At 51.3% G+C, this 18,251-nt stretch carries 20 protein-coding genes and 1 pseudogene; 10 read left to right on the forward strand and 11 right to left on the reverse strand.

Annotated elements, in window-relative coordinates:
- Positions 1-87: 87 nt before the first annotated feature.
- The 4 genes from ftsY to rpoH all read left to right on the forward strand — a co-directional run bounded on the left by ftsY (position 88) and on the right by rpoH (position 4,117).
- Positions 88-1,155: a signal recognition particle-docking protein FtsY gene (ftsY, locus tag GCM43_RS10055; RefSeq protein ID WP_152243799.1), complete on the forward strand. Its 1,068-nt coding sequence runs from the start codon at positions 88-90 to the stop codon at positions 1,153-1,155.
- A 6-nt stretch (positions 1,156-1,161) separates the two neighbouring features.
- Complete coding sequence (locus tag GCM43_RS10060; protein ID WP_152243801.1) at positions 1,162-1,905, forward strand: cell division ATP-binding protein FtsE; 744 nt, start codon at positions 1,162-1,164, stop codon at positions 1,903-1,905.
- Positions 1,902-2,822, forward strand: a complete 921-nt coding sequence (gene ftsX, locus GCM43_RS10065) for a permease-like cell division protein FtsX (protein WP_152243803.1) — start codon at positions 1,902-1,904, stop codon at positions 2,820-2,822. Before GCM43_RS10060 ends, ftsX begins: the two co-directional genes overlap by 4 nt.
- A gap of 404 nt (positions 2,823-3,226) precedes the next feature.
- Positions 3,227-4,117, forward strand: coding sequence for an RNA polymerase sigma factor RpoH (rpoH, locus tag GCM43_RS10070; protein WP_152243805.1), 891 nt, complete (start codon positions 3,227-3,229; stop codon positions 4,115-4,117).
- An 80-nt stretch (positions 4,118-4,197) separates the two neighbouring features.
- On the opposite strand, the gene GCM43_RS10075 is transcribed toward rpoH, so the two are convergent.
- From GCM43_RS10075 to GCM43_RS10085, 3 genes are all read right to left on the reverse strand, one after another.
- The gene (locus tag GCM43_RS10075; RefSeq protein ID WP_152243807.1) at positions 4,198-4,461 is read right to left on the reverse strand and encodes a hypothetical protein; all 264 of its coding nucleotides are present in this window, start codon (positions 4,459-4,461) and stop codon (positions 4,198-4,200) included.
- A 457-nt stretch (positions 4,462-4,918) separates the two neighbouring features.
- Positions 4,919-6,517: an RNA-binding protein gene (locus tag GCM43_RS10080; protein WP_152243809.1), complete on the reverse strand. Its 1,599-nt coding sequence runs from the start codon at positions 6,515-6,517 to the stop codon at positions 4,919-4,921.
- Positions 6,483-6,902 carry a plasmid mobilization protein gene (locus GCM43_RS10085; protein ID WP_152243811.1) on the reverse strand — a complete coding sequence of 140 codons (420 nt, stop codon included), beginning with the start codon at positions 6,900-6,902 and terminating at the stop codon, positions 6,483-6,485. The genes GCM43_RS10080 and GCM43_RS10085 overlap by 35 nt, the downstream gene beginning before the upstream one ends.
- A 313-nt stretch (positions 6,903-7,215) precedes the next feature.
- On the opposite strand from GCM43_RS10085, the gene GCM43_RS10090 reads away from it, so the two are divergent.
- On the forward strand, positions 7,216-7,593 hold the full coding sequence (locus GCM43_RS10090) for a hypothetical protein (protein ID WP_152243812.1): 378 nt from the start codon (positions 7,216-7,218) through the stop codon (positions 7,591-7,593).
- Between the two features lie 18 nt (positions 7,594-7,611).
- Positions 7,612-7,785 carry a hypothetical protein gene (locus tag GCM43_RS25805; RefSeq protein WP_193315590.1) on the forward strand — a complete coding sequence of 58 codons (174 nt, stop codon included), beginning with the start codon at positions 7,612-7,614 and terminating at the stop codon, positions 7,783-7,785.
- 418 nt (positions 7,786-8,203) lie between these two features.
- Here the strand turns inward: GCM43_RS25805 and GCM43_RS10095 are convergent, their stop codons facing one another.
- From GCM43_RS10095 to GCM43_RS10105, 3 genes are all read right to left on the reverse strand, one after another.
- Entirely contained in the window at positions 8,204-8,767 is a 564-nt protein-coding gene (locus GCM43_RS10095; RefSeq protein ID WP_152243814.1) for a hypothetical protein, read from the reverse strand.
- Between the two features lie 96 nt (positions 8,768-8,863).
- Entirely contained in the window at positions 8,864-9,418 is a 555-nt protein-coding gene (locus GCM43_RS10100) for a hypothetical protein (RefSeq protein WP_152243816.1), read from the reverse strand.
- A 6-nt stretch (positions 9,419-9,424) separates the two neighbouring features.
- A complete protein-coding gene (locus GCM43_RS10105; RefSeq protein ID WP_152243818.1) occupies positions 9,425-10,747 on the reverse strand; it encodes a site-specific integrase in 1,323 nt (440 codons plus the stop codon).
- Positions 10,748-11,042: 295 nt separating this feature from the next.
- On the opposite strand from GCM43_RS10105, the gene GCM43_RS10110 reads away from it, so the two are divergent.
- On the forward strand, positions 11,043-11,498 hold the full coding sequence (locus GCM43_RS10110) for a hypothetical protein (RefSeq protein WP_152243820.1): 456 nt from the start codon (positions 11,043-11,045) through the stop codon (positions 11,496-11,498).
- On the opposite strand, the gene GCM43_RS10115 is transcribed toward GCM43_RS10110, so the two are convergent.
- Both GCM43_RS10115 and GCM43_RS10120 read right to left on the reverse strand, forming a co-directional pair.
- Complete coding sequence (locus GCM43_RS10115; protein WP_152243822.1) at positions 11,495-11,854, reverse strand: antibiotic biosynthesis monooxygenase family protein; 360 nt, start codon at positions 11,852-11,854, stop codon at positions 11,495-11,497. The two genes, GCM43_RS10110 and GCM43_RS10115, sit on opposite strands and share 4 nt — an antisense overlap.
- Positions 11,851-12,696 (reverse strand): cytochrome P450 family protein, encoded by an 846-nt coding sequence (locus GCM43_RS10120; RefSeq protein ID WP_152243824.1) that lies wholly within the window; start codon positions 12,694-12,696, stop codon positions 11,851-11,853. Before GCM43_RS10120 ends, GCM43_RS10115 begins: the two co-directional genes overlap by 4 nt.
- A gap of 157 nt (positions 12,697-12,853) precedes the next feature.
- Here GCM43_RS10120 and GCM43_RS10125 point away from each other — a divergent pair.
- The 3 genes and pseudogenes from GCM43_RS10125 (at position 12,854) to GCM43_RS10135 (ending at position 16,579) form a co-directional block, all read left to right on the forward strand.
- Positions 12,854-13,469: pseudogene (locus GCM43_RS10125) on the forward strand (helix-turn-helix domain-containing protein).
- Between the two features lie 54 nt (positions 13,470-13,523).
- Positions 13,524-14,258 carry an ABC transporter ATP-binding protein gene (locus tag GCM43_RS10130; RefSeq protein WP_152243826.1) on the forward strand — a complete coding sequence of 245 codons (735 nt, stop codon included), beginning with the start codon at positions 13,524-13,526 and terminating at the stop codon, positions 14,256-14,258.
- Positions 14,255-16,579, forward strand: coding sequence for a CPBP family intramembrane glutamic endopeptidase (locus GCM43_RS10135; RefSeq protein WP_152243828.1), 2,325 nt, complete (start codon positions 14,255-14,257; stop codon positions 16,577-16,579). Before GCM43_RS10130 ends, GCM43_RS10135 begins: the two co-directional genes overlap by 4 nt.
- Positions 16,580-16,624: 45 nt before the next feature.
- Here GCM43_RS10135 and GCM43_RS10140 read toward each other — a convergent pair whose 3' ends face one another.
- The 3 genes from GCM43_RS10140 to GCM43_RS10150 form a co-directional block, all read right to left on the reverse strand.
- Entirely contained in the window at positions 16,625-16,846 is a 222-nt protein-coding gene (locus GCM43_RS10140; protein ID WP_319636955.1) for a YqaE/Pmp3 family membrane protein, read from the reverse strand.
- A 77-nt stretch (positions 16,847-16,923) separates the two neighbouring features.
- A complete protein-coding gene (locus GCM43_RS10145) occupies positions 16,924-17,505 on the reverse strand; it encodes a TerD family protein (protein WP_152243830.1) in 582 nt (193 codons plus the stop codon).
- Positions 17,506-17,533: 28 nt separating this feature from the next.
- Positions 17,534-18,229, reverse strand: coding sequence for a TIGR00266 family protein (locus tag GCM43_RS10150; RefSeq protein WP_152243832.1), 696 nt, complete (start codon positions 18,227-18,229; stop codon positions 17,534-17,536).
- Positions 18,230-18,251 lie beyond the last annotated feature (22 nt).

Raw genomic sequence — 18,251 nt, forward strand, 5'->3', positions numbered from 1 at the left:
TCATGAAGCGGGCGGCGCGCTCTGGTAGAATAGTTGTTCAGCGTCCGGCGCCGCCGGGCCAAGCGTCAGCACCCGCCCCCACTATCCATGTTTAGTTTCTTCAAGAAAAAACCTGCTCCTGAAGCCGTGCCCGACAGCGCCCCGCCTGTTGCTGCGCCGCCTGCACTTCCCGTCACGCCTACCACGGAAGCCCTGAGCGGCGCACCGGCCGCAGTCGTGCCAGCTATCGTGCCGGTTATCGTGGCGATCGAGCCCGAAAAGAAATCGTGGATGACGCGCCTGAAGGCCGGCCTGTCGAAAACCTCGAACACGCTGTCGGTACTGTTTGTCGGCGCCAAGATCGACGAAGCACTGTATGAAGAGCTCGAAGCGGCGCTGCTGATGTCCGATGCCGGCATCGACGCCACCGATTACCTGCTGACGGCGCTCAAGAAAAAGGTCAAGGAAGACAAGCTGCTCGACGCCGCCGCCGTCAAGGCCGCCCTGAAAGAGTTGCTGATCGAGCTGCTCACGCCACTGCAAAAACCGTTCGAGCTGGGCCGCCACAAGCCGCTGGTGATGATGATCTCGGGCGTCAACGGCGCCGGCAAGACCACCACCATCGGCAAGCTGGCCAAGCACATGCAATCGAACAACCAGTCGGTGCTGCTTGCGGCCGGCGACACCTTCCGCGCCGCCGCGCGCGAGCAATTGATGGTCTGGGGCGAACGCAACAATGTCACCGTGATTTCCCAGGAGTCCGGCGATCCGGCCGCCGTGGCCTACGACTCGGTGCAGTCGGCCAAAGCGCGCGGCATGGATGTGGTGATGGTCGATACGGCCGGGCGCCTGCCGACCCAGTTGCACCTGATGGAAGAGCTCAAGAAAATCAAGCGCGTGATCGGCAAGGGCATGGAAGGCGCGCCGCATGAAACGCTGCTGGTGATCGATGGCAACACGGGCCAGAATGCGCTCACGCAAGTAAAAGCGTTTGACGATGCGCTGCAGCTGAGCGGCCTGGTGATCACCAAGCTCGACGGCACTGCCAAGGGCGGCGTACTGGCCGCCATTGCGCGCGTGCGCCCGGTGCCAGTGTACTTTATCGGCATCGGCGAAAAAATCGAGGACTTGCAGCCGTTCGTGGCTGCCGAATTTGTCGAAGCGCTGCTCGGATAAGCCTACATGATTGAATTTCAGCACGTCTCCAAGCAATACGCCACCGATGCCGTCGCGCTCAGCGATATCTCGCTCAATATTGCCAGGGGCGAACTGGTGTTCCTGGCTGGCCCATCGGGCGCCGGCAAGTCCACGCTGATGAAAATGATCGCGGCCATGGAGCGCCCCACCTCCGGCAAGCTGATCGTCAACGGCCAGGATATGAGTAAACTCAAGCCTGCCGGCGTACCTTTTCTGCGCCGCAATATCGGCATTATCTTCCAGCAGCAAAAGCTGCTCAACGACCGCAGCGTGCTGGCCAATGTGATGCTGCCGCTGCTGGTGGTCGGCGCACCGAAGGCGGCTGCCGAGCAGCGCGCCCGCGCCGCGCTCGACAAGGTCGGCCTGCTTGACCGCGCACTGACGCGGCCGCTGTCGCTGTCCGGCGGCGAGCAACAGCGCGTGTCGATTGCGCGCGCGATTGTCAACCGGCCGCAGATCATCCTGGCCGACGAACCGACCGCCAACCTCGACCGCGCCAGCGCCGACAAGGTGCTCGATGCATTAAAGGCGTTTCACTCGGTGGGCGTAACCTGCCTTATTTCCAGCCATGACGAACAGATGCTCGATGCCGCCGCACGCGTGATCCACCTGAAAAACGGCCAGTTGGTGGCCATCGACAAGGCCACCGAAACACCGGTGTTTGCACCGCCCGACCCTGACTTTGCACCCGATGCCGATCGCGGCGCCGATGCGGGAGAGGCGCCATGAGAGGCTGGTTTCGTCAACACCGCTTTGCGCTCGGCTCGGCGCTGATTCACCTGCGCAAGTCGCCAGGCGGCTTTCTGCTTAACGTGGTGGTGGTGGCGATTGCACTGTCGCTGCCGTTTGCCGGCCTGACCATGCTCGACAATGTGCGCCCGATGTCCGAACAGATGTCGGTCGATCCGGAAATCAGCGTCTTCATGAAAGCGGACACGCCGCGCGCCCAGGCAACAGGCCTGGCCGGCGAGATGCGCAAGATCGTGCAGGATCCGAAAGCAAAAATCGTCTTTATCCCGCGCGAGGATGCGCTCAACAGCCTGAAAAGCAAAAGCGGGCTGGCCGACGTACTCAATACGCTGGGCGACAATCCGCTGCCCGACAGTTATGTGCTGAAACTGAACGCCTTCAATAGCGCAACAGAAGCGCAGGATGTCGATCTGGTGGCCGCGCAACTGCGCGAACTGCCCGGTGTGGAGTCGGCGCAGGTCGATTCGGCCTGGGTCAAGCGCCTTGCTGCCCTGCTCGGCGTGCTGCGCCTGGTGCTGCTGCTGCTGGCCATTACGCTGGGCGTGGCCGTGATTGCCGTAGTGTTCAATACCACCCGCCTGCAGGTGATGCAGCAGCGCGACGAGATCAGCATCTCCAAGCTGATCGGCGCCACCGATACCTTTATCCACCGTCCGTTCTACTATTCAGGCGCCTTGTTGGGCCTGTGCGCCGGGGCGCTGGCGCTGGGCGCGGTGGCGCTGGCGCTGCGCCCGCTCAATACGGCGATTGCCGAATTTGCCCGCCTGTATGCATCGGAATTCCAGCTGACCCTGCTCGACCCGCTGCCGATGGCCGGCCTCTTGGCTGTCAGCGCCGGCCTGGGCCTGATCGGCGCCTTCTTGTGCGTACAGCGCTATCTGGCGCGCCTGAACTGATACCCCTGCGGGCGGCCGTTCGCGCCGCCCGGTCTTCCTTATATTTTTCCCTTGTGCTATCGGCATGGTGCCCCTATGGGGCGAAAGTGCTGTTTGACAAGCTTCTTAAGTCTCGTTTCAGATAATTCCGGTACATTGACAGCATGGAAAAGCCCAGATAACTGGCTATCAAGCGTTTTAACTTCATAGCATTAGGGCTATGAAAACGATAGCAACAGGCAATTGGCACTCTCCATCACAGAGTGCTAAACTGTGGCATACTAGATCGACAAAAGCGCCATGGCGGCCAGATATAGATGGCGCCACGCGTTGCAACTGCAAGACCGGATAAGCAAAATTTGATGGTCATGCCGGCTCGACGAGCGGCATGATTGTTGGAACAAGCAAGACTACGAGGAGTGAATATGACGACGATGTCCGCATTGGTTCCCACCAAAAATAACGCACTGAACCTTGGCTTCACTGGCAACCTGGGCAATATCGACGCCTATATTTCTGCCGTGAATCGTCTGCCGATGTTGACCCATGACGAAGAAATTTCGCTGGCAACGCGTTTGCGCGAAAACAATGACCTGGCCGCCGCGCAAGAGTTGGTGCTGTCGCATCTGCGCCTGGTGGTGTCGATTGCCCGCGGCTATCTGGGCTATGGCCTGCCGCACGCCGACTTGATTCAAGAAGGCAATATCGGCCTGATGAAAGCGGTCAAGCGCTTCGACCCGAACCAGGGCGTGCGCCTGGTGTCGTACGCCATGCACTGGGTCAAAGCCGAGATGCACGAGTACATCCTGAAAAACTGGCGCCTGGTCAAAGTGGCTACCACTAAAGCACAGCGCAAGCTGTTCTTCAATCTGCGTAGCCACAAGACTGGCCTGGACGCGATGACGCCGAAACAGATCGATGCGCTGGCCAAGTTGCTTGACGTCAAGCGCGAGGAAGTGATCGAGATGGAAACGCGTTTGAGCGGCCGTGACATTGCGCTCGAATCGCCGAACGACGATGAAGACGACAAGTTTTCGCCGATCGCCTACCTGTCGTCGGAGCAAAGCGAGCCGACCAAGGTGCTGGAAGCCGAACAGGTCACGCGCCTGCAATCGGAAGGCTTGGAAACGGCGCTGGGCAAGCTTGACGCCCGTTCGCGCCGCATCGTCGAAGCGCGCTGGCTGGCCAACGACGACGGCTCGGGCGCCACGCTGCACACGCTGGCTGAAGAGTTTGGCGTGTCAGCCGAGCGCATCCGTCAGATCGAAGTGGCGGCACTGAAGAAAATGAAGGGCGCGCTGGCTGCCTATATGTAAAGGCACAGGCAGCACGCAGCAAAAAGGCGCCGCAAGGCGCCTTTCTCATTCAAGCCTGAGCTTGTAAGCCTGATACTTGGTCAGGCTGCCAAACCCTTGGCCAGCACCTCGGCCACGACGTCGTTCAGGTCGGCGCCGCGCTCTTTGGCCAGGGTTTGCAATTGTAGTACCAGCTCACTGTTGAGCTTGACAGCGAATGGCACCAGGCCCAGCGCCTGGTCGCGCTTGCGCTGTTCACGGCGGTCAACGACGACCGCCTCCTTGCCGAAAGCACCGGCGCCGGGAACATTCATCTTCCCCATCAGTTTCTTGGCATCGCTTTTAGCCAGGTCGGTCTTTTTCATGGTTGTTTCCTGATTTTCAAAACTACATATTAGCATAAGTCATTGATAAATAAGACAAAAATGTTTTGCCAAATCTATCTATGACAATTTTTTGTCAAAGTTTTTGTGTTGCAAGTCATCACAACGTGAAGACTTGTAACACAAGAACTACAAGGGTGTGGGAAAGTAGTTCCCACGGTCCTAGCCAGGGTTTTTTTTAAGGGGTCAACGCGAGGCAGTACGTGCAGAATTCAGTACAGCAAGAACAACAGCAACAACAACAGCAACAGCGTGAATTAGAAGACTGAGCGAGTCAGTCAAAAGCAACAGCAAAAACGGCTTAGAACGAGCGCAGAGCGACTTTTTGAGCAATCTAGTGTGTATGTAGCACTCAATGCTAAAAATTGCTTTACGGTCGTTCTAAGCCGTTTTTTGTGCTTGAAATGATATAAACGATTTATACTATTTATACAGTTTTTCAGATGTGCGCTGTAGAACTGCTACTTTTGAACCTTTTAGCATTAGCTATCAATGCTGCTTCTGCTGATTGTTCTTGCTTTGCTTTCAATGTTTCGATCTGTTGCTGAAGCTCTGCAATTTTTTGCTTTAGCTCAAAAATTTTCTTAATGTCGCTTTCTTTGAAATGATTCAATTGACTCATTTGCATTTCAAGATTTTGCTTTGAAAATAATACTGTATTGATTTGTACACTAATTAATGCATAGCTTGAGTTAACAGCAACTGCACTAAATGACGATATTGAAGCTGTGGTACTTTTTGAGCTTTCTTCTTTGTTTGCTGTAATAGATTTTATTCTTATTTGACTTGACGATTGAGTCGTTTTTTTCTCTTCTGTACTTGCTTTATTTTCAGTTACTTTTTTTATGTCTTTTGTTGCATCAACAGATTTATCATTATCATTTTTTCTTTCTACTGATTGTTTATTTTGAGCTACTTTCTCATTTGAAAAAGTAGCTTTTTTTGTAGCTAATTTTTTACTTTTTGGTAAATATTTTCTAGTGCTATTTTTCTTGATTTTTTTGATACCTGAATTTTTCAATTTCTCATTAAAAGATTTTTGTATATCAATATGCTTACTCAATTTTTCTTGCTTTGTTTCTCTCTCTTCATTCGATAATTGTTTCAATGAGTCGTCTTTTTCGATAGCTTGATTATTTCTGTGTTCATTTCTTAGCTCGTCAAAATTAGTATCTTTCTTGAACATTGGGCCCATCAGTTTCATAGCTTTTTTTGAGCCAGTCGGAATAAATGAAATATAGCTATATTTATCTTTATCATTCTCTTTGTCTAAAAATTTGACTTCTCCATTTTTCTGTAAAACCCTGATTAATTCTTCCCTTGAATTAATTTTTTTATCTAAAACTTGAGCAGTGAGAAAATTTTGTATTTTATCTTTTTTGGGTTTAACGAAGTTTTTTTGTCGCAATGCCGTTTCGCTTGGGTTTTGTATATCTTTTAGCTCTAAATCATTATGAGCAACAGAAAATGGGTTTCTTATAACTCTATCAAAACCTAATTTGTCATTGAGTAAATCGACATAGTTATCCCTCATATCTTGATTGAGCTCGCCAGGAGGGAAAGGATTAAATGACTTTCCTGTTGTCAATTCCATTTTGACAAAAGCACAGTTTAATTCTATGTTGTCTTTGTCTGTATGTATGTTCCAAAAATCTTGAAAATTTTCTGGGTTTTTCAAACCAGGGAACCAAGTTTCTCTAAAATCTTTTACGATTTCTTTCATTGCTACGACTAATTTTTCTTCATTATATGAACCGTCTGGATTTTTTAATTCAGAAAATTCATTGTCACGAAATGAAATTGTCAAAGAAGAATGGGTGTTTTCAATGCCAGATTCTCTCGCTAAATTTTCTATTTTCTCGATACTATTTTTATCGCCAAAAATTGCAATTGGCTTAAATTTTCTTACTGTATTCGTGTGATCAGTATCTGACTCAAAATAATTTATCGCACTCATTATTGATTTTGAAGATTTGTTAAAACTAATTATTGCCATAATATTCTCACATATTTTTATTTTTTTCTGTCTGTGACTCAATTAAATTTCTTATAGATTTCATCTCATCAAGCAAATTTTCAAGCTGACTATTGATTGTATTTTTTTCTTCTTTTGTAAAAAATTTATTAGAATTTACTTTTTTCGCTAACTGATTTGCATTGCTACCGATTCGATTTAGCTCGGTCAAAAATGGTTGTTGCAATATTTTGAAGTTAAATCTTTCAGTCAAAAAATTATCAATTCTTTCTTCTGCGCCGTCGAAAATACAATTTCTAACATATGCTGACATTGAGTTAAAACCTGCTTGACTGAATTTATTTTCAATGAGTTCTTTCTCGTATGGACTTAACTTAATGTCTAAGCTGTATATTCTCTTATAGATATGGTCGTCGTTTGTTCTTCCTGATTTGATTTTTTTCTGCATTTTTTTTGCCTTTATTTTTATTGTTTTAAGGGGACTGGGGAAACCCCAGAAAAGTCTAGTTGAGAGAGCTAAATATAATTGAAAATTATTTTAGCCCGTATCAGCTAGTAGCCTTGCTTGACCTTATTTTTGTTCTTGTTTTAATCATAGCTTTTTATTTTTCTTTGTAAATAGCATAGTTAAAAGTCGATATCGGATAAAATCCGACAAGTAAAAAATTTATGATTGTCTTCTTTTTTCGGACAAGTCGATATCATTGAACTCTTGTTCTTTTTTTTATGATTGCTAAGATAAGAAAAACCAGGAGACTTTTATGAAAAAACAAAAACAAGAAATAGCTGAAAATCAAAAATCAAAAACTAAAGCTATAAAAGAGCATTTGAAAATTTCCGTATTTTTGAGATTTGATCAGATCGAATATTTAACTAAAGAACACATTGAACTCAATAATTCAAATATGTCTTTAGTCGTTCGTAATGCTGTAGATGTTTTTATTGAAAAAGAAAAAAAGCAAAAATTAGCTGTGCTAAAAAAAATTATTGGCAACGATGTTTATGAAAAACTTAGTCAGCTATCAATAGAATATGAGAAAGAAATTGAAGCTACAATTATTGAACTTATTGAGCTAAATTTTTCAGCTAATGCACAAAACAAAAAAGTAATAATTGATCAGTTCGATTGGAAGGTATAAAAATAGGAGAGTATAAAAATGTTTAATGTAATACTTGAAGTTAAAAAATTAGTGAGTGAAGAAACATTTAAAGAGCTCAAAAATGAATTGCACACATATGAAGACTGGGAGTCTGTTTATGACGAAATTCTTAAAGAAATTGAAGAAGAAGAATTACAAAATTCAGATCACGATAGTGAAAAGAATGACTGACTCGCTCAGTCTTCTAAAACAAAAAAAGACACTCAATGAGTGTCTTTTGCATTGGAATAGTGTAATTTTTCGACGCGGGGAATTTTATTCTTTATTCTATGTTAGTAATGTTTAATATAAACTACTTTGTACTATGTATTAGATATAGTAATGATTGATATATGTTGCTGTATGTCAAGCATTCTTTATCAAACATACAAAAAGTGCTTGGACGACATAACACGAAGGTTTGATTAATAAGCCCTCAGGGGCTTGGTTGAGATTTTAAGGGGCTTGGTTGAGGGGCTTGGACGCCGCGCCGTGAAGGCTTGATTAATAAGCTCTCAGGGGCTTGGTTAAAGGGGTGGGGTGAGATTTTCTTACTATTGACTTATTGCTGTTCTATTTATATACAGTCGTAAAATAATCCCCATAGGGATTATTTTTTGTATCCGAAAATATCTTCTACTTCCTCATCTGTTGGCATATCTGGATGATTTGATGGAACAGTAGCTTTTTTAATTTTCTCTACAAGAATTTGACTGTTGTACTCTTTGAATGTTTCAAAAAATGCCGTTTTTCTCTTCAAATTTCTATGAAAGTTAAATTGTTGTGCATTCATATGGACATACAATAATACAGCTTTAATATCGTTAAAATGAGTGACTTGTGGAACTTCCAACACTTGCAAGACCAGGGGGCTTACATTGAATATTTTTATGTAATTTAATTTTTCAAGCTGTTTTAAGTATCCTGAAATATCACCGTCGTTAATTTTTAATTCTTTAGCTAAACCTGTCTTGTAGATTTCACTATGAACACCTACAAGCCCGTTTTTGTAAGTGACTTTACAAGCCAAGTTAACCATAATATTGAAGAGTGTGTTTTTTGGGCGAGGTATTAAGACTAATTCCCTGAAGACTTTTTTATTTAATGAGAAATAGTCAAATTCTTCATTTGAGTTATTGACAACAGCAGATTTATTATTTATATTTAAAGACATAAGATTTCCCTTTTAATTTTATAGTTAGCACTAATTATTAAAACAGGAAATACAAAAAAATCAAGCCCCATTGCTGGGGCTTTTTTTATTATCGTGTTAAATTTTTGATTTTGCTATTCTGCACTGATAACTTGAATGATTTACGATTGCATAATTTTGCAAATCTAAAATTGATTTCTTATCTTTTATATATTTTGTATTCAATTGATAATCGTCGTCGATAATCGTCAAATTTACTCTGTCAAGATAAATTAATCTTGCTCCAAAATATGATTTTTTGGTTGGTATCCATTTTTTATAAAATGCACTATTGGGTGAATCTGCATTTTTCTCTTGTGTCCAATCAATAGCCATTTTTCGAGGTTCAGCTATAGCACAATCTAAAGCATATACATAAGCATTAGTAGTCTTTTCACATAGCTGAAAATTCTCGTCTTTAATGTTATATGTTCCACTGACGATAGTTATAGACTTCTCATTAACTATAAATTGCTCATAAACTTTTTCTTTTTTTCGAATAATTGGCTTGTCAACTTTCGGGAGATTTATTCCCTCATCTTCTGAAAAACCGTTACATTCAAGAATTTTTTCTTCTGCATTTGCACTCATAGAAATGAGAAAAAGCAGAGTGAAAGATAATTTATTTTTCATATTTTCCTATCGGATTTTAATTCTGGAATATCGTTTTGTTGTTTGCTTGTTGCTATGACCCACAGATTTCATAACTTGATTTTGTGAAGTTATTTCTGTTGGTGGCAATTGATTTATATGATTTCTCTCAAGTGAAGCTATATTCTCAATGCCTAGTATTTCGCTTATAAGAATAGAAAAATCTTGTCCAGTACTTCCAGTTGCTTGACTTAAATTGAATACTAAATTTGATATAGCTTCTCTTCTAAAAAAGTGAAAACGAAAGCCTTTTTTTCTTAAACCCAATTTCTCAATAAGCTTATCAAATGAGCCCGAAAATCCTAAAACACCGTAACTAAAAAGCCTGTCGCCGTTTGTTTTTGGCATATTTTCAAAGATTTCTTTTGCTTCTTTTAATATGTAAACTTTTCGAGGTTGTCCTGATTTTGTTTGATAAAGTTGCACATAGTTTTCAGCTAAATTAACTTGGGCCCAAGTTAACGGGACGATCTCACTTCTACGAAAACCACAGTAATATGAAAGTAACGAGATAGCTTTCAATTCCCAATTACTATATGTATCAAGTGCTTTGAATAAAATATCTTTGTCTTCTGTTGATAAGCGATAACTATTTTTTGAAGAAATATCACTATTAACTAATAAGCTTTTATCATGAGCAAGTACAGGATTTTGAAAATGAAAAAATGATTTATCGTAATACTTCAGTTCATCGAATAATTTTTTAATGAATGAAAGCTCTCTAGCTACAGATATTTTTTTAACTGTTTTTAGTCGTTCTTTTATGTAGTCATTAATTTCAATATATGAAATTTCTTGAACTTTAAATGTGCCGAATTCTTTTTTTTCTTCTGTCTGTGAAAGTGTATTGTTCGCTATCAAAGCAAGCATACCACCAGCTTGTAAGAGTGGGGCTGTTGTAGAGTGGTGACGGTTTGGAATTTTTGTCTTGAGAATTGTTTTAAAAAAAGATTTTATTACTGCTGTATTTCTTTGTTGTGTTTGAGTTTCTTTTTTTCTTGTGTCAATTTTTTCTGCAATATATCTTCTAATGTATACAGAAAGTGGCGGAGCGACTAAGAACTCATTTACTTTTTTTCTTTCTTCTTCTTTATGCTTGTCAAGTGTGCTTAAAAAATAGCTACCTGCTTTAGACTTGAAATTATTCAGTTCGTCTACAGCTTGTTGAAGTGTATCAAAAAGGCTGTCAAGCTTGACTTGCTGGCCATCAACTTTTTTCTGTACTCGCACTCTGTACTTGACAATCTTCTCTTTTGACTTTGTGCTATTTTTCCAGCTAACTGCTGTGATCCCGCGCGGCAACGTAGCCATCTATTTCCCCAAAATTTGACAATTTTATGGAAATATTTTAGGCCGAGAATCAGTTTTTGACAAGCTTTTAAAAACAACATAGAACTTAATTCTATTTAAAATCAATGACTTACGAATTCTAAAAAGTAAATTTTCTGTATGGTTGTTTCCTGATTTTCAAAGCAGCCATTTTACGCAGAATCGCGCCACCTGTGGTGCGCCGCCCTGCAGGTCAATTGCGCGCCATGAAAATGACATTTTGTTATTCTTGACTCATCTGTTCATGTCATACCAAGGATATTATTGAAAGGAAAATATGCAGTCCTCCATCCGCTTTACCCGCCGCTCACCATTCCTGATCTGGCTGTTTGCCTGCCTGGCCCTGCTGGCCGGCTGCGGCGCCACCAGCAGCGTCGGCGACGCCCACAATACGCCGCGCAGCGTGACCCATGTGCTGTCGCCCGGCCAGCAGGTAGCCATTACCGCCACCGATACGCTCAAGTTTGACCGCGTCAACGACAGCCGCTGCCGCCAGGGCGCCGTGTGCGTCTGGAAAGGCTATGTCAGCTACAGCTTCACGCTGGTCGACAACGTAGGCAGTACCGAGATCGTGCTGTCGGACGCCATGCCCGGCGCCGCCAGTTCCGTGACCGTGCGCCACCTGACTTTCACCCTGCTGGACGTCGACCCAGCCACCCCGCCACCGCAGGATGCGATCAACCCGCTGTACCGGGTCAAGGTCAAGATCACGCAAGGCGCGCTGAAAAGCTAGTTGCCCGCCCCGGCGCCATGCTGCCGGCGGCTGTCGCCAGGCGCTTCCAGCCTCTCATTCAAGCCGTAGTCGCGCACCACGCCGGCGATACGCAGCCGGTAGTTGTCAAACACGCCTGCCCGGCCTGCACACTGGGCGGCGCGATGCGCTTCGAGCTGGCGCCACTGCGCCAGGGCCGCTTCATCGCGAAAGAATGACAGCGACAGCAGCTTGCCAGGGTCGCTGAGACTGCTGAAGCGTTCGATCGAAATAAAGCCATCGACGCTGTCAAGCAAGGGGCGCAAGGCCGCGGCAAGGTCAAGATATTGCTGGCGCCCCTTGGCACTGGGCCAGACTTCAAAAATCACGGCAATCATGGCGCACCGCCATCGGAAAATACCGGGATACGGGCGTTTGGCGACGGCCGATAGCGCCACGCAAGCGCCAGCCTGGACAATGCCGGCTGCCACTGTTCCAGCGTGGCCGCCACGATGGTGTGCGCCAGCGCCTGCCCCGGACAGAGGTGGACGCCATGGCCGTAAGGCATGCCGGCACTTGCCAGCAGCACCAGGATCATCTGCCCTTCGGCGATGGCCGCGCCCTCGAGATCGAACGCGCAGGCGGCGTAGCGGCGCGTGTTATGAATGGCGGGATCGTGTTTTGCCACCTCGGCCACCATGGCGGCCCAGCCGGCTGGCGGCGCGGCTTCCCTACTGCCAGCTTTTATCAAAGCCAGCACCGCATTGCCCAACAGGCCGGCGGTGGCTTCACACGTTTGCGACAGCAGGCCCAGTATATTGGCGGGCGCCAGTTCGCCCGTGCCATCGATCTGGCGCAACGTGGCAAGCAGGCTGCCTGCTGCAGGCTCATGCTGCAACAGCGCAGCCAGCTGCGCCTGCAACGCCCCGGCGCCTAGCGCGCCTTGCTGCAGGATCTTTTTCTGCGTGGCATGGCGCGCGCCGTCATTCATGCGCACCAGTTCGGCAAAAATGGCGCCGCTGGCGCTACCCACCAGCGCTGGCGGCACTGGCTGGGCCAGCGGACGCACACGGCAATCGCGATGGTTCAGCACCGCCGCCACGCCGTGGCCGCTGGCCAGCCAGCAGCCAAGTGCGGCATCAAACAGCAACACCGGACCGGCAGCCAGGCGGCGGTAATAATCGTAGGGTGAACCGTGCGTGACGGCAGCAAGCGCGTGGTCAGGGTCGTGGGCGTGCATGGCAACTCCATTGCAATGAATAAGGCCTGCCAGTATGCTGGCGCATCAACCACAACACTTCGCTCACGGACGAATCATGAATGCTGAGACCGTAATCACTGCCGATGCTCGCCTGGCGCAACTGGCCGGTGCGATTGCCGAGCCGGCACGCGCGCGCATGCTGTGCATGCCTGCTCGACGGCCATGCGCGCACGGCAACCGAACTGGCGACGCTGGCCGAGGTGGGCGCCTCGACCGCCAGTGCCCATCTGGCGCGGTTGCGCGATGACGGCCTGCTGTCGGTGGTCGCGCAGGGCAAGCACCGCTATTACCGGTTGGCTGGCAGCGAAGTGGCGCAGGCGCTGGAAGCGCTGCTGGTCATCGCCGGCGTGGCGCGCCAGCCTTTCGTGCCATCGACGCCAGACCGCTTGCGCCACGCACGCACCTGCTACGACCATATGGCCGGCACCGTGGCGGTGGCCTTGCACGACCAGTTGATGGCGCAGCAATGGCTGCATGAGGACGACGGCAACTATGTACTGTCGGAAGCAGGCACGGCCGGCATGGCGGCGCTGGGAATCGATGCGCCGGCACTGGCACGCCAACGGCGGCGCTTTGCCTGCCCCTGCCTGGACTGGAGCGAGCGGCGTGCCCATCTCGGTGGCGCCCTCGGTGCGGCCATCTTGCAGCTGGCTTTGCGCCGGGGCTGGGCAGAACGCGAGTTCGACAGCCGCGCGCTGCGGGTCACGGAAAAAAACCGCCATGACTTGCTGGCTGCTTTTGCTCATTGTTAACTCAGCAGCAAGTCAACCCGCGTATGATCGTGCAACCTCCTTTCAAGGCATTCGATGATACAGTTCCAGGCTCTCAGCAAACGTTACGGCAGCTTCAACGCTGTCCACCCGCTCGATCTGCAGGTGGCACGCGGTGAAGTATTTGGCTTTCTCGGCCCCAACGGCGCCGGCAAGACCACCACCATCCGCATGATGATGGGCATCCTGGTGCCCAGCGGCGGGCGGGTGCTGATCGACGGCCTCGATTGCCAGCGCGACGGCGCCGCCGTCAAGCGCAAGGTCGGCTACCTGCCCGACAATCCGATTTTCTACGACTATCTGCGCGGCCGCGAGATCTTGCAGTTCGTCGCTGAAATGCATGGCTTTACGCGCAGCGAAGCCGCGCAGCGCACGGCGCAGCTGCTGGCCGAATTCGGCCTGGACGAAGCCAGTGAAGAGTTTGCCGTCAACTATTCGCTGGGCATGAAGAAAAAACTGGGGCTGGCCTGCGCGCTGATCCACGAACCGAAGGTGCTGATCCTTGACGAGCCGATCAACGGGCTCGATCCGCGCGCCTCGCGCGATGTACAGGATCGCCTGCTGCGCATTGCTGCCGCCGGCACCACCATCTTTGTCTCGACCCATTTGCTCGACATGGCGCAAAAGCTGTGCAGCCGCATGGCCATTATCGATCATGGGGCGCTAGCCGCGACCGGCAGCCTGCAGGAAATCCGGCAACAGCTGGCCAGCGAAGGCAGCCTGGAAGAGCTCTTTTTGCAGCTGACCGACAAAGCCGGCAACGCAGCATGAGCACCTTGCCTGCCCCCTTGCGCACGGTCGGCCTGCTGATCGGCCTGCGCCTGCGCCGCCTGCTCAACATGCTGGGCCGCGGCCTGGCTTTTCAACGCAACAGGACGGCCAGCCGCCGCGCTGCCACGCCAGGCAAGCGGCGCTTGCGCGCGCTGCTGAGCTTGCTGCTGATGGTGCCGATGCTGCTGTCGTTTGGCCACCTGGCGCGCAGCAGCGTACTCAATCTGTATTGCCAGCTGGGCGCCGCCCACAGTTGCAGCACCGATGCTTTCATGCAGTCGGCAGCTGTGCAACTGCGCAGCGCCCCGTTCGATGGCGCCCTGATCGGCGCGCTGACGTTCCAGCTTGCGCTGCTATGGCTGGTCAGCCTGCTGCTGCCGCTGGCGGCCGGCGAACTGTCGCGCCCGGACTGGGACCTGGAGTGGCTGGTGACCCTGCCCGTATCGAACGGCACGCTGCTATGGGCACGCGTGCTTGAGCGCAGCGTGGCCAATCCGGCGGGCCTGATTGCCCTGCTGCCGACCACGGTCGTCCTGGCGTGGTATTCAGGCTACGGCTGGCTTTCGCTGCTGCCGGCGTTGCTGGCGTGCTGGCCGCTGCTGGTGGTTGCCGCCATGCTGCGCACCATCGTCGATACGGGTTTGCGCCTGTCGCTGTCACCGGCCAGGCTGAGCAATTTGCAGGCAATCATTTCCCTGCTGGCCATGCTGCCTATGTATATCGGCATGTCGTTTGGCATGGGTACGGGCGGCTTTGCATTTGAATGGGCCGCCGCCGCGCCGGCGTGGCTGAGCTGGACCCCGCCTGGCCTGGCCATCCGTGGCATCAACGCCCCGGATGCGCTGACGGCGCTGATCCTTGCGGCCCTGTTGCTGGCGCAACTGGCGCTGGTACTGGCGCTCGGCATGGCGCTGCTGCGCCGCCAGTTGCGCCACGGCGTGGTCGGCCAGGGCCAGCGCGCCAGCGTGCGCCATGCCAGCCCAGTGCAGGCATCGGCAGCGGCGCAGCGCTGGCGTCCTGGCACGGCCATCCAGCGGCGCGAGCTGACGCTGCTGTTGCGCGACCGCAATTTCCTGGTACAGACCATGCTGTTGCCCATCGTCATACTGGGCGGCCAGTTCGCGGTCACTGGCAAGCTACAGGACATGCAAAAGCTGCTGGACAGCCCTGCCCTGCTGGCCTCGACCGGCTTTTTTCTTGGCACCTACACCTTGATGATGTCGGCCTTCCAGAATCTCAACAAGGAAGGCGGCGCATTATGGCTGCTCTATACTTTTCCGCTGGGCGTGGAACAGGCACTGCGGCAAAAAGCCCAGCTGTGGGCGGCGCTGGCCATGCTCTATCCGGCGATCCTTTTTGGCGTGGCGCTGGCCGTACTGCCCGGCTGGCACTGGCAGATGGCAGGCCTGATGCTGCTGGCGCTGGCCGGCATTGCGCTGTATGCCGTCATCGCAGTGGCGCTGGGCGTGTTTGCCAGCGATCCGCTGGCAGTCGAGGCGGCGGCAAAAATGCGCCCGACCTATCTGTACTTGTACATGCTGCTGACCGGCCTGTATATTGCCGCGCTGTCTGCAGGCAGCCTGGTGCAGCAACTGGTGTTCGTGGTGCTGACCGGCGCGCTGGCCGTGGCGCTGTGGCAAAAAGCGCGCGACGAGATACCGTTTCTGCTCGATCCGGCCGCTTCGCCGCCGGCGCGCGTGTCTGCCGCCGACGGCCTGATCGCCACCATGCTGTTTTTCGTGCTGCAGGTGCTGGCCTTGCTGGTGTTGAAGGGCAAGGGCGAAGCCAGCCTGCCGGACATCACACTGGCCTTCGGCATTGCCGGCGCGGCCACCTATGTGCTGACGCGCCTGGTCTACTGGCGCAGCAAGGCCAGCGGCGTGCCACGCATCGGGCACGGCCGTAATGTATGGCGCCATGGACTGACCGGCGCCGCCGTCGCGGCCGCCTGCGGCATCGCTTACACCGTGCTGCTGAAACACAGCGGCCAGCTGCCGCCACCGGCCATTGCACTGGCGCAGGACTGGCACTGGCTGTGGCTGATCGGCCTGACGGTGCTGGCCGCGCCGCTCTGCGAGGAATTCATTTTCCGCGGCCTGCTACAAGGCGGCCTGCGCCGCTCGCTGCCGGCCTGGCAGGCGATTGTTTTCAGCTCCGCCCTGTTTGCCATCGTCCATCCGCCTTTATCGATGCTGCCGGTGTTTGTATTGGGCTTGTCTGCAGGCTGGGCTTATGAGCGCAGCGGTACGCTGGCCGCGCCGATGCTGGTGCATGCCGGCTATAACACGGCGATTCTGGCGTGCCAGTTTGCGATGACGTAAAAAAGCCCGCATCGCTGTGCGGGCTTTTCAAAAGGTGGTGCCTGATCAGATAATCCGGCTGCGCCGGCGCAGGTAGCTGCGGCCCAGTGCGCCTTCGAGTTCCTGTTCGCTTTTATGCTGGTTGACCGTGTGCAGGGCCCACAGGGCCGCTGGCACCCAGCCGATCACAGTAGCCTGCAACAACAAGGTGGCAATCCCGGCCAGCGGACGCCCCAGCATGAAAAAGGTCAGACAGGGAAGCAGCAAGGCTGTCAGCAAACGCATCATCTCAAGCACTCCTTCAATTCAAATGCAGCCGGCAGGGGCCGGTATCCGGTCCGTCCCCGCCTGCTGCGTACTGCTCCTTACAAATGAACGGAAATTTGCGGCATCAGGTCGTCAAAGGTGCGGCCGTTGCCGTTTTCGCCGATCGCATGCATCTTCCATTCGCCGTTATGGCGGTACAGCTTGGCCATGATCTGCGCCGTATGGGCGCCTTGCACGGACAGGTTGAAGCGCGCGATTTCCTGGCTATTGCTGGCATTCACAATGCGGCAATAGGCGTTTTCCACTTGCGAAAAATTCTGGCCGGTAAAGCTGTTGACGGTAAAGACCAGGCTTTTCACACTGGCAGGCACGCGCGACAGATCGACTTCGATCTGCTCGTCGTCGCCATCGCCGGCGCCGGTGCGGTTGTCGCCCGTGTGATTGACGCTGCCGTCTTTGCTTTTCAGCTGGCGGAACCAGACGATATCGGCCAGCTTGCCGCCTTCATCGAACAGCACGCACGAGGCGTCGAGGTCGATGGCTTCGGTTTTCGATCCGAAACCGAGGAAACCCTTGGTCTTGATCGAATCCCAGCCCAGGCCCATGGTGATGCGGGTCAGGCTGGCGCCAGCTTCCTTGTCCAGAGAGATTTTCTGGCCCTTGCTCAAATTGACAGACATTGCTTTACTCCTCAGTTAGTTTGTTGCCTCAAGCCGGCTTGCTTTGTGTCCAGGCCATGAAGCTTGCGCTATTGCGCGAACAGATCAGTACTTTGCCGGCACCGCTGAACTTGAGCACCATGCCTTCGCCGCTGGTCTGGCTGTTGATCAGGTTGCCCAGGAAACCGCCGGAGGCACCGGTCGTCATCGATATTTCATAGTGCAGGCGGCTGTCCCAGCACACCACGTGGGCGTTGTCGATCACGATGTCCTTGCCGGGCGCGACCTCGAGTTCCGAGATCATGCCAAAGCCCGACACTACCAATTGGCCGCTGCCGGCCGTCTCGGTAATGAAAAAGCCGCCGCTCTGCGCAAACAGCGCGTTGCCCAGGCTTTGCGTGCGCACCTTCAATTCCACGCTGGCGGTCGCTGCCACAAAGGCGCCGTCGCTGATCATATATTGCTGGGCGCCCACCTCAAGCACCTGCATGGCGCCGGGCAAGGTCGGCGACAGCAGGCAGTCGCCGTCGCCACGCACGGCTTCGATATGCTGCTGAAAAAACGATTCGCCGTTGGCAAAGGTGCGCATCAGCGCCGCACCGATGCCGCCAGTCATCTTGCCCTTGAGTTCAAGACTGGTTTCCATCATCACCATCGCGTTCGATTCGCAATAAATCTTTTCGCCTTTGGCCAAAGACACATGCAAAAACGGATCGTTATCGCCTGTCAGGTTAAAAACTGGCATCTGCTTTCCTTCCCGATGGTGG

Source organism: Janthinobacterium aquaticum (assembly GCF_009208565.1).
Lineage (GTDB): Bacteria > Pseudomonadota > Gammaproteobacteria > Burkholderiales > Burkholderiaceae_D > Janthinobacterium.

Excerpts from the sequence above, each read along its gene's own strand:
- GCM43_RS10120 (WP_152243824.1), bottom strand. The coding sequence starts at position 12,696 with ATGCACGCCCACGACCCTGACCACGCGCTTGCTGCCGTCACGCACGGT.
- GCM43_RS10100 (WP_152243816.1), bottom strand. The coding sequence starts at position 9,418 with ATGAAAAATAAATTATCTTTCACTCTGCTTTTTCTCATTTCTATGAGT.
- GCM43_RS10145 (WP_152243830.1), bottom strand. The coding sequence starts at position 17,505 with ATGTCTGTCAATTTGAGCAAGGGCCAGAAAATCTCTCTGGACAAGGAA.
- GCM43_RS10150 (WP_152243832.1), bottom strand. The coding sequence starts at position 18,229 with ATGCCAGTTTTTAACCTGACAGGCGATAACGATCCGTTTTTGCATGTG.
- GCM43_RS10130 (WP_152243826.1), top strand. The coding sequence starts at position 13,524 with ATGATACAGTTCCAGGCTCTCAGCAAACGTTACGGCAGCTTCAACGCT.
- rpoH (WP_152243805.1), top strand. The coding sequence starts at position 3,227 with ATGACGACGATGTCCGCATTGGTTCCCACCAAAAATAACGCACTGAAC.
- GCM43_RS10085 (WP_152243811.1), bottom strand. The coding sequence starts at position 6,902 with ATGCAGAAAAAAATCAAATCAGGAAGAACAAACGACGACCATATCTAT.
- GCM43_RS10135 (WP_152243828.1), top strand. The coding sequence starts at position 14,255 with ATGAGCACCTTGCCTGCCCCCTTGCGCACGGTCGGCCTGCTGATCGGC.
- GCM43_RS10075 (WP_152243807.1), bottom strand. The coding sequence starts at position 4,461 with ATGAAAAAGACCGACCTGGCTAAAAGCGATGCCAAGAAACTGATGGGG.
- GCM43_RS10095 (WP_152243814.1), bottom strand. The coding sequence starts at position 8,767 with ATGTCTTTAAATATAAATAATAAATCTGCTGTTGTCAATAACTCAAAT.
- GCM43_RS10060 (WP_152243801.1), top strand. The coding sequence starts at position 1,162 with ATGATTGAATTTCAGCACGTCTCCAAGCAATACGCCACCGATGCCGTC.
- GCM43_RS10140 (WP_319636955.1), bottom strand. The coding sequence starts at position 16,846 with ATGATGCGTTTGCTGACAGCCTTGCTGCTTCCCTGTCTGACCTTTTTC.
- ftsY (WP_152243799.1), top strand. The coding sequence starts at position 88 with ATGTTTAGTTTCTTCAAGAAAAAACCTGCTCCTGAAGCCGTGCCCGAC.
- GCM43_RS10105 (WP_152243818.1), bottom strand. The coding sequence starts at position 10,747 with ATGGCTACGTTGCCGCGCGGGATCACAGCAGTTAGCTGGAAAAATAGC.
- ftsX (WP_152243803.1), top strand. The coding sequence starts at position 1,902 with ATGAGAGGCTGGTTTCGTCAACACCGCTTTGCGCTCGGCTCGGCGCTG.
- GCM43_RS10110 (WP_152243820.1), top strand. The coding sequence starts at position 11,043 with ATGCAGTCCTCCATCCGCTTTACCCGCCGCTCACCATTCCTGATCTGG.
- GCM43_RS10115 (WP_152243822.1), bottom strand. The coding sequence starts at position 11,854 with ATGATTGCCGTGATTTTTGAAGTCTGGCCCAGTGCCAAGGGGCGCCAG.
- GCM43_RS10090 (WP_152243812.1), top strand. The coding sequence starts at position 7,216 with ATGAAAAAACAAAAACAAGAAATAGCTGAAAATCAAAAATCAAAAACT.
- GCM43_RS25805 (WP_193315590.1), top strand. The coding sequence starts at position 7,612 with ATGTTTAATGTAATACTTGAAGTTAAAAAATTAGTGAGTGAAGAAACA.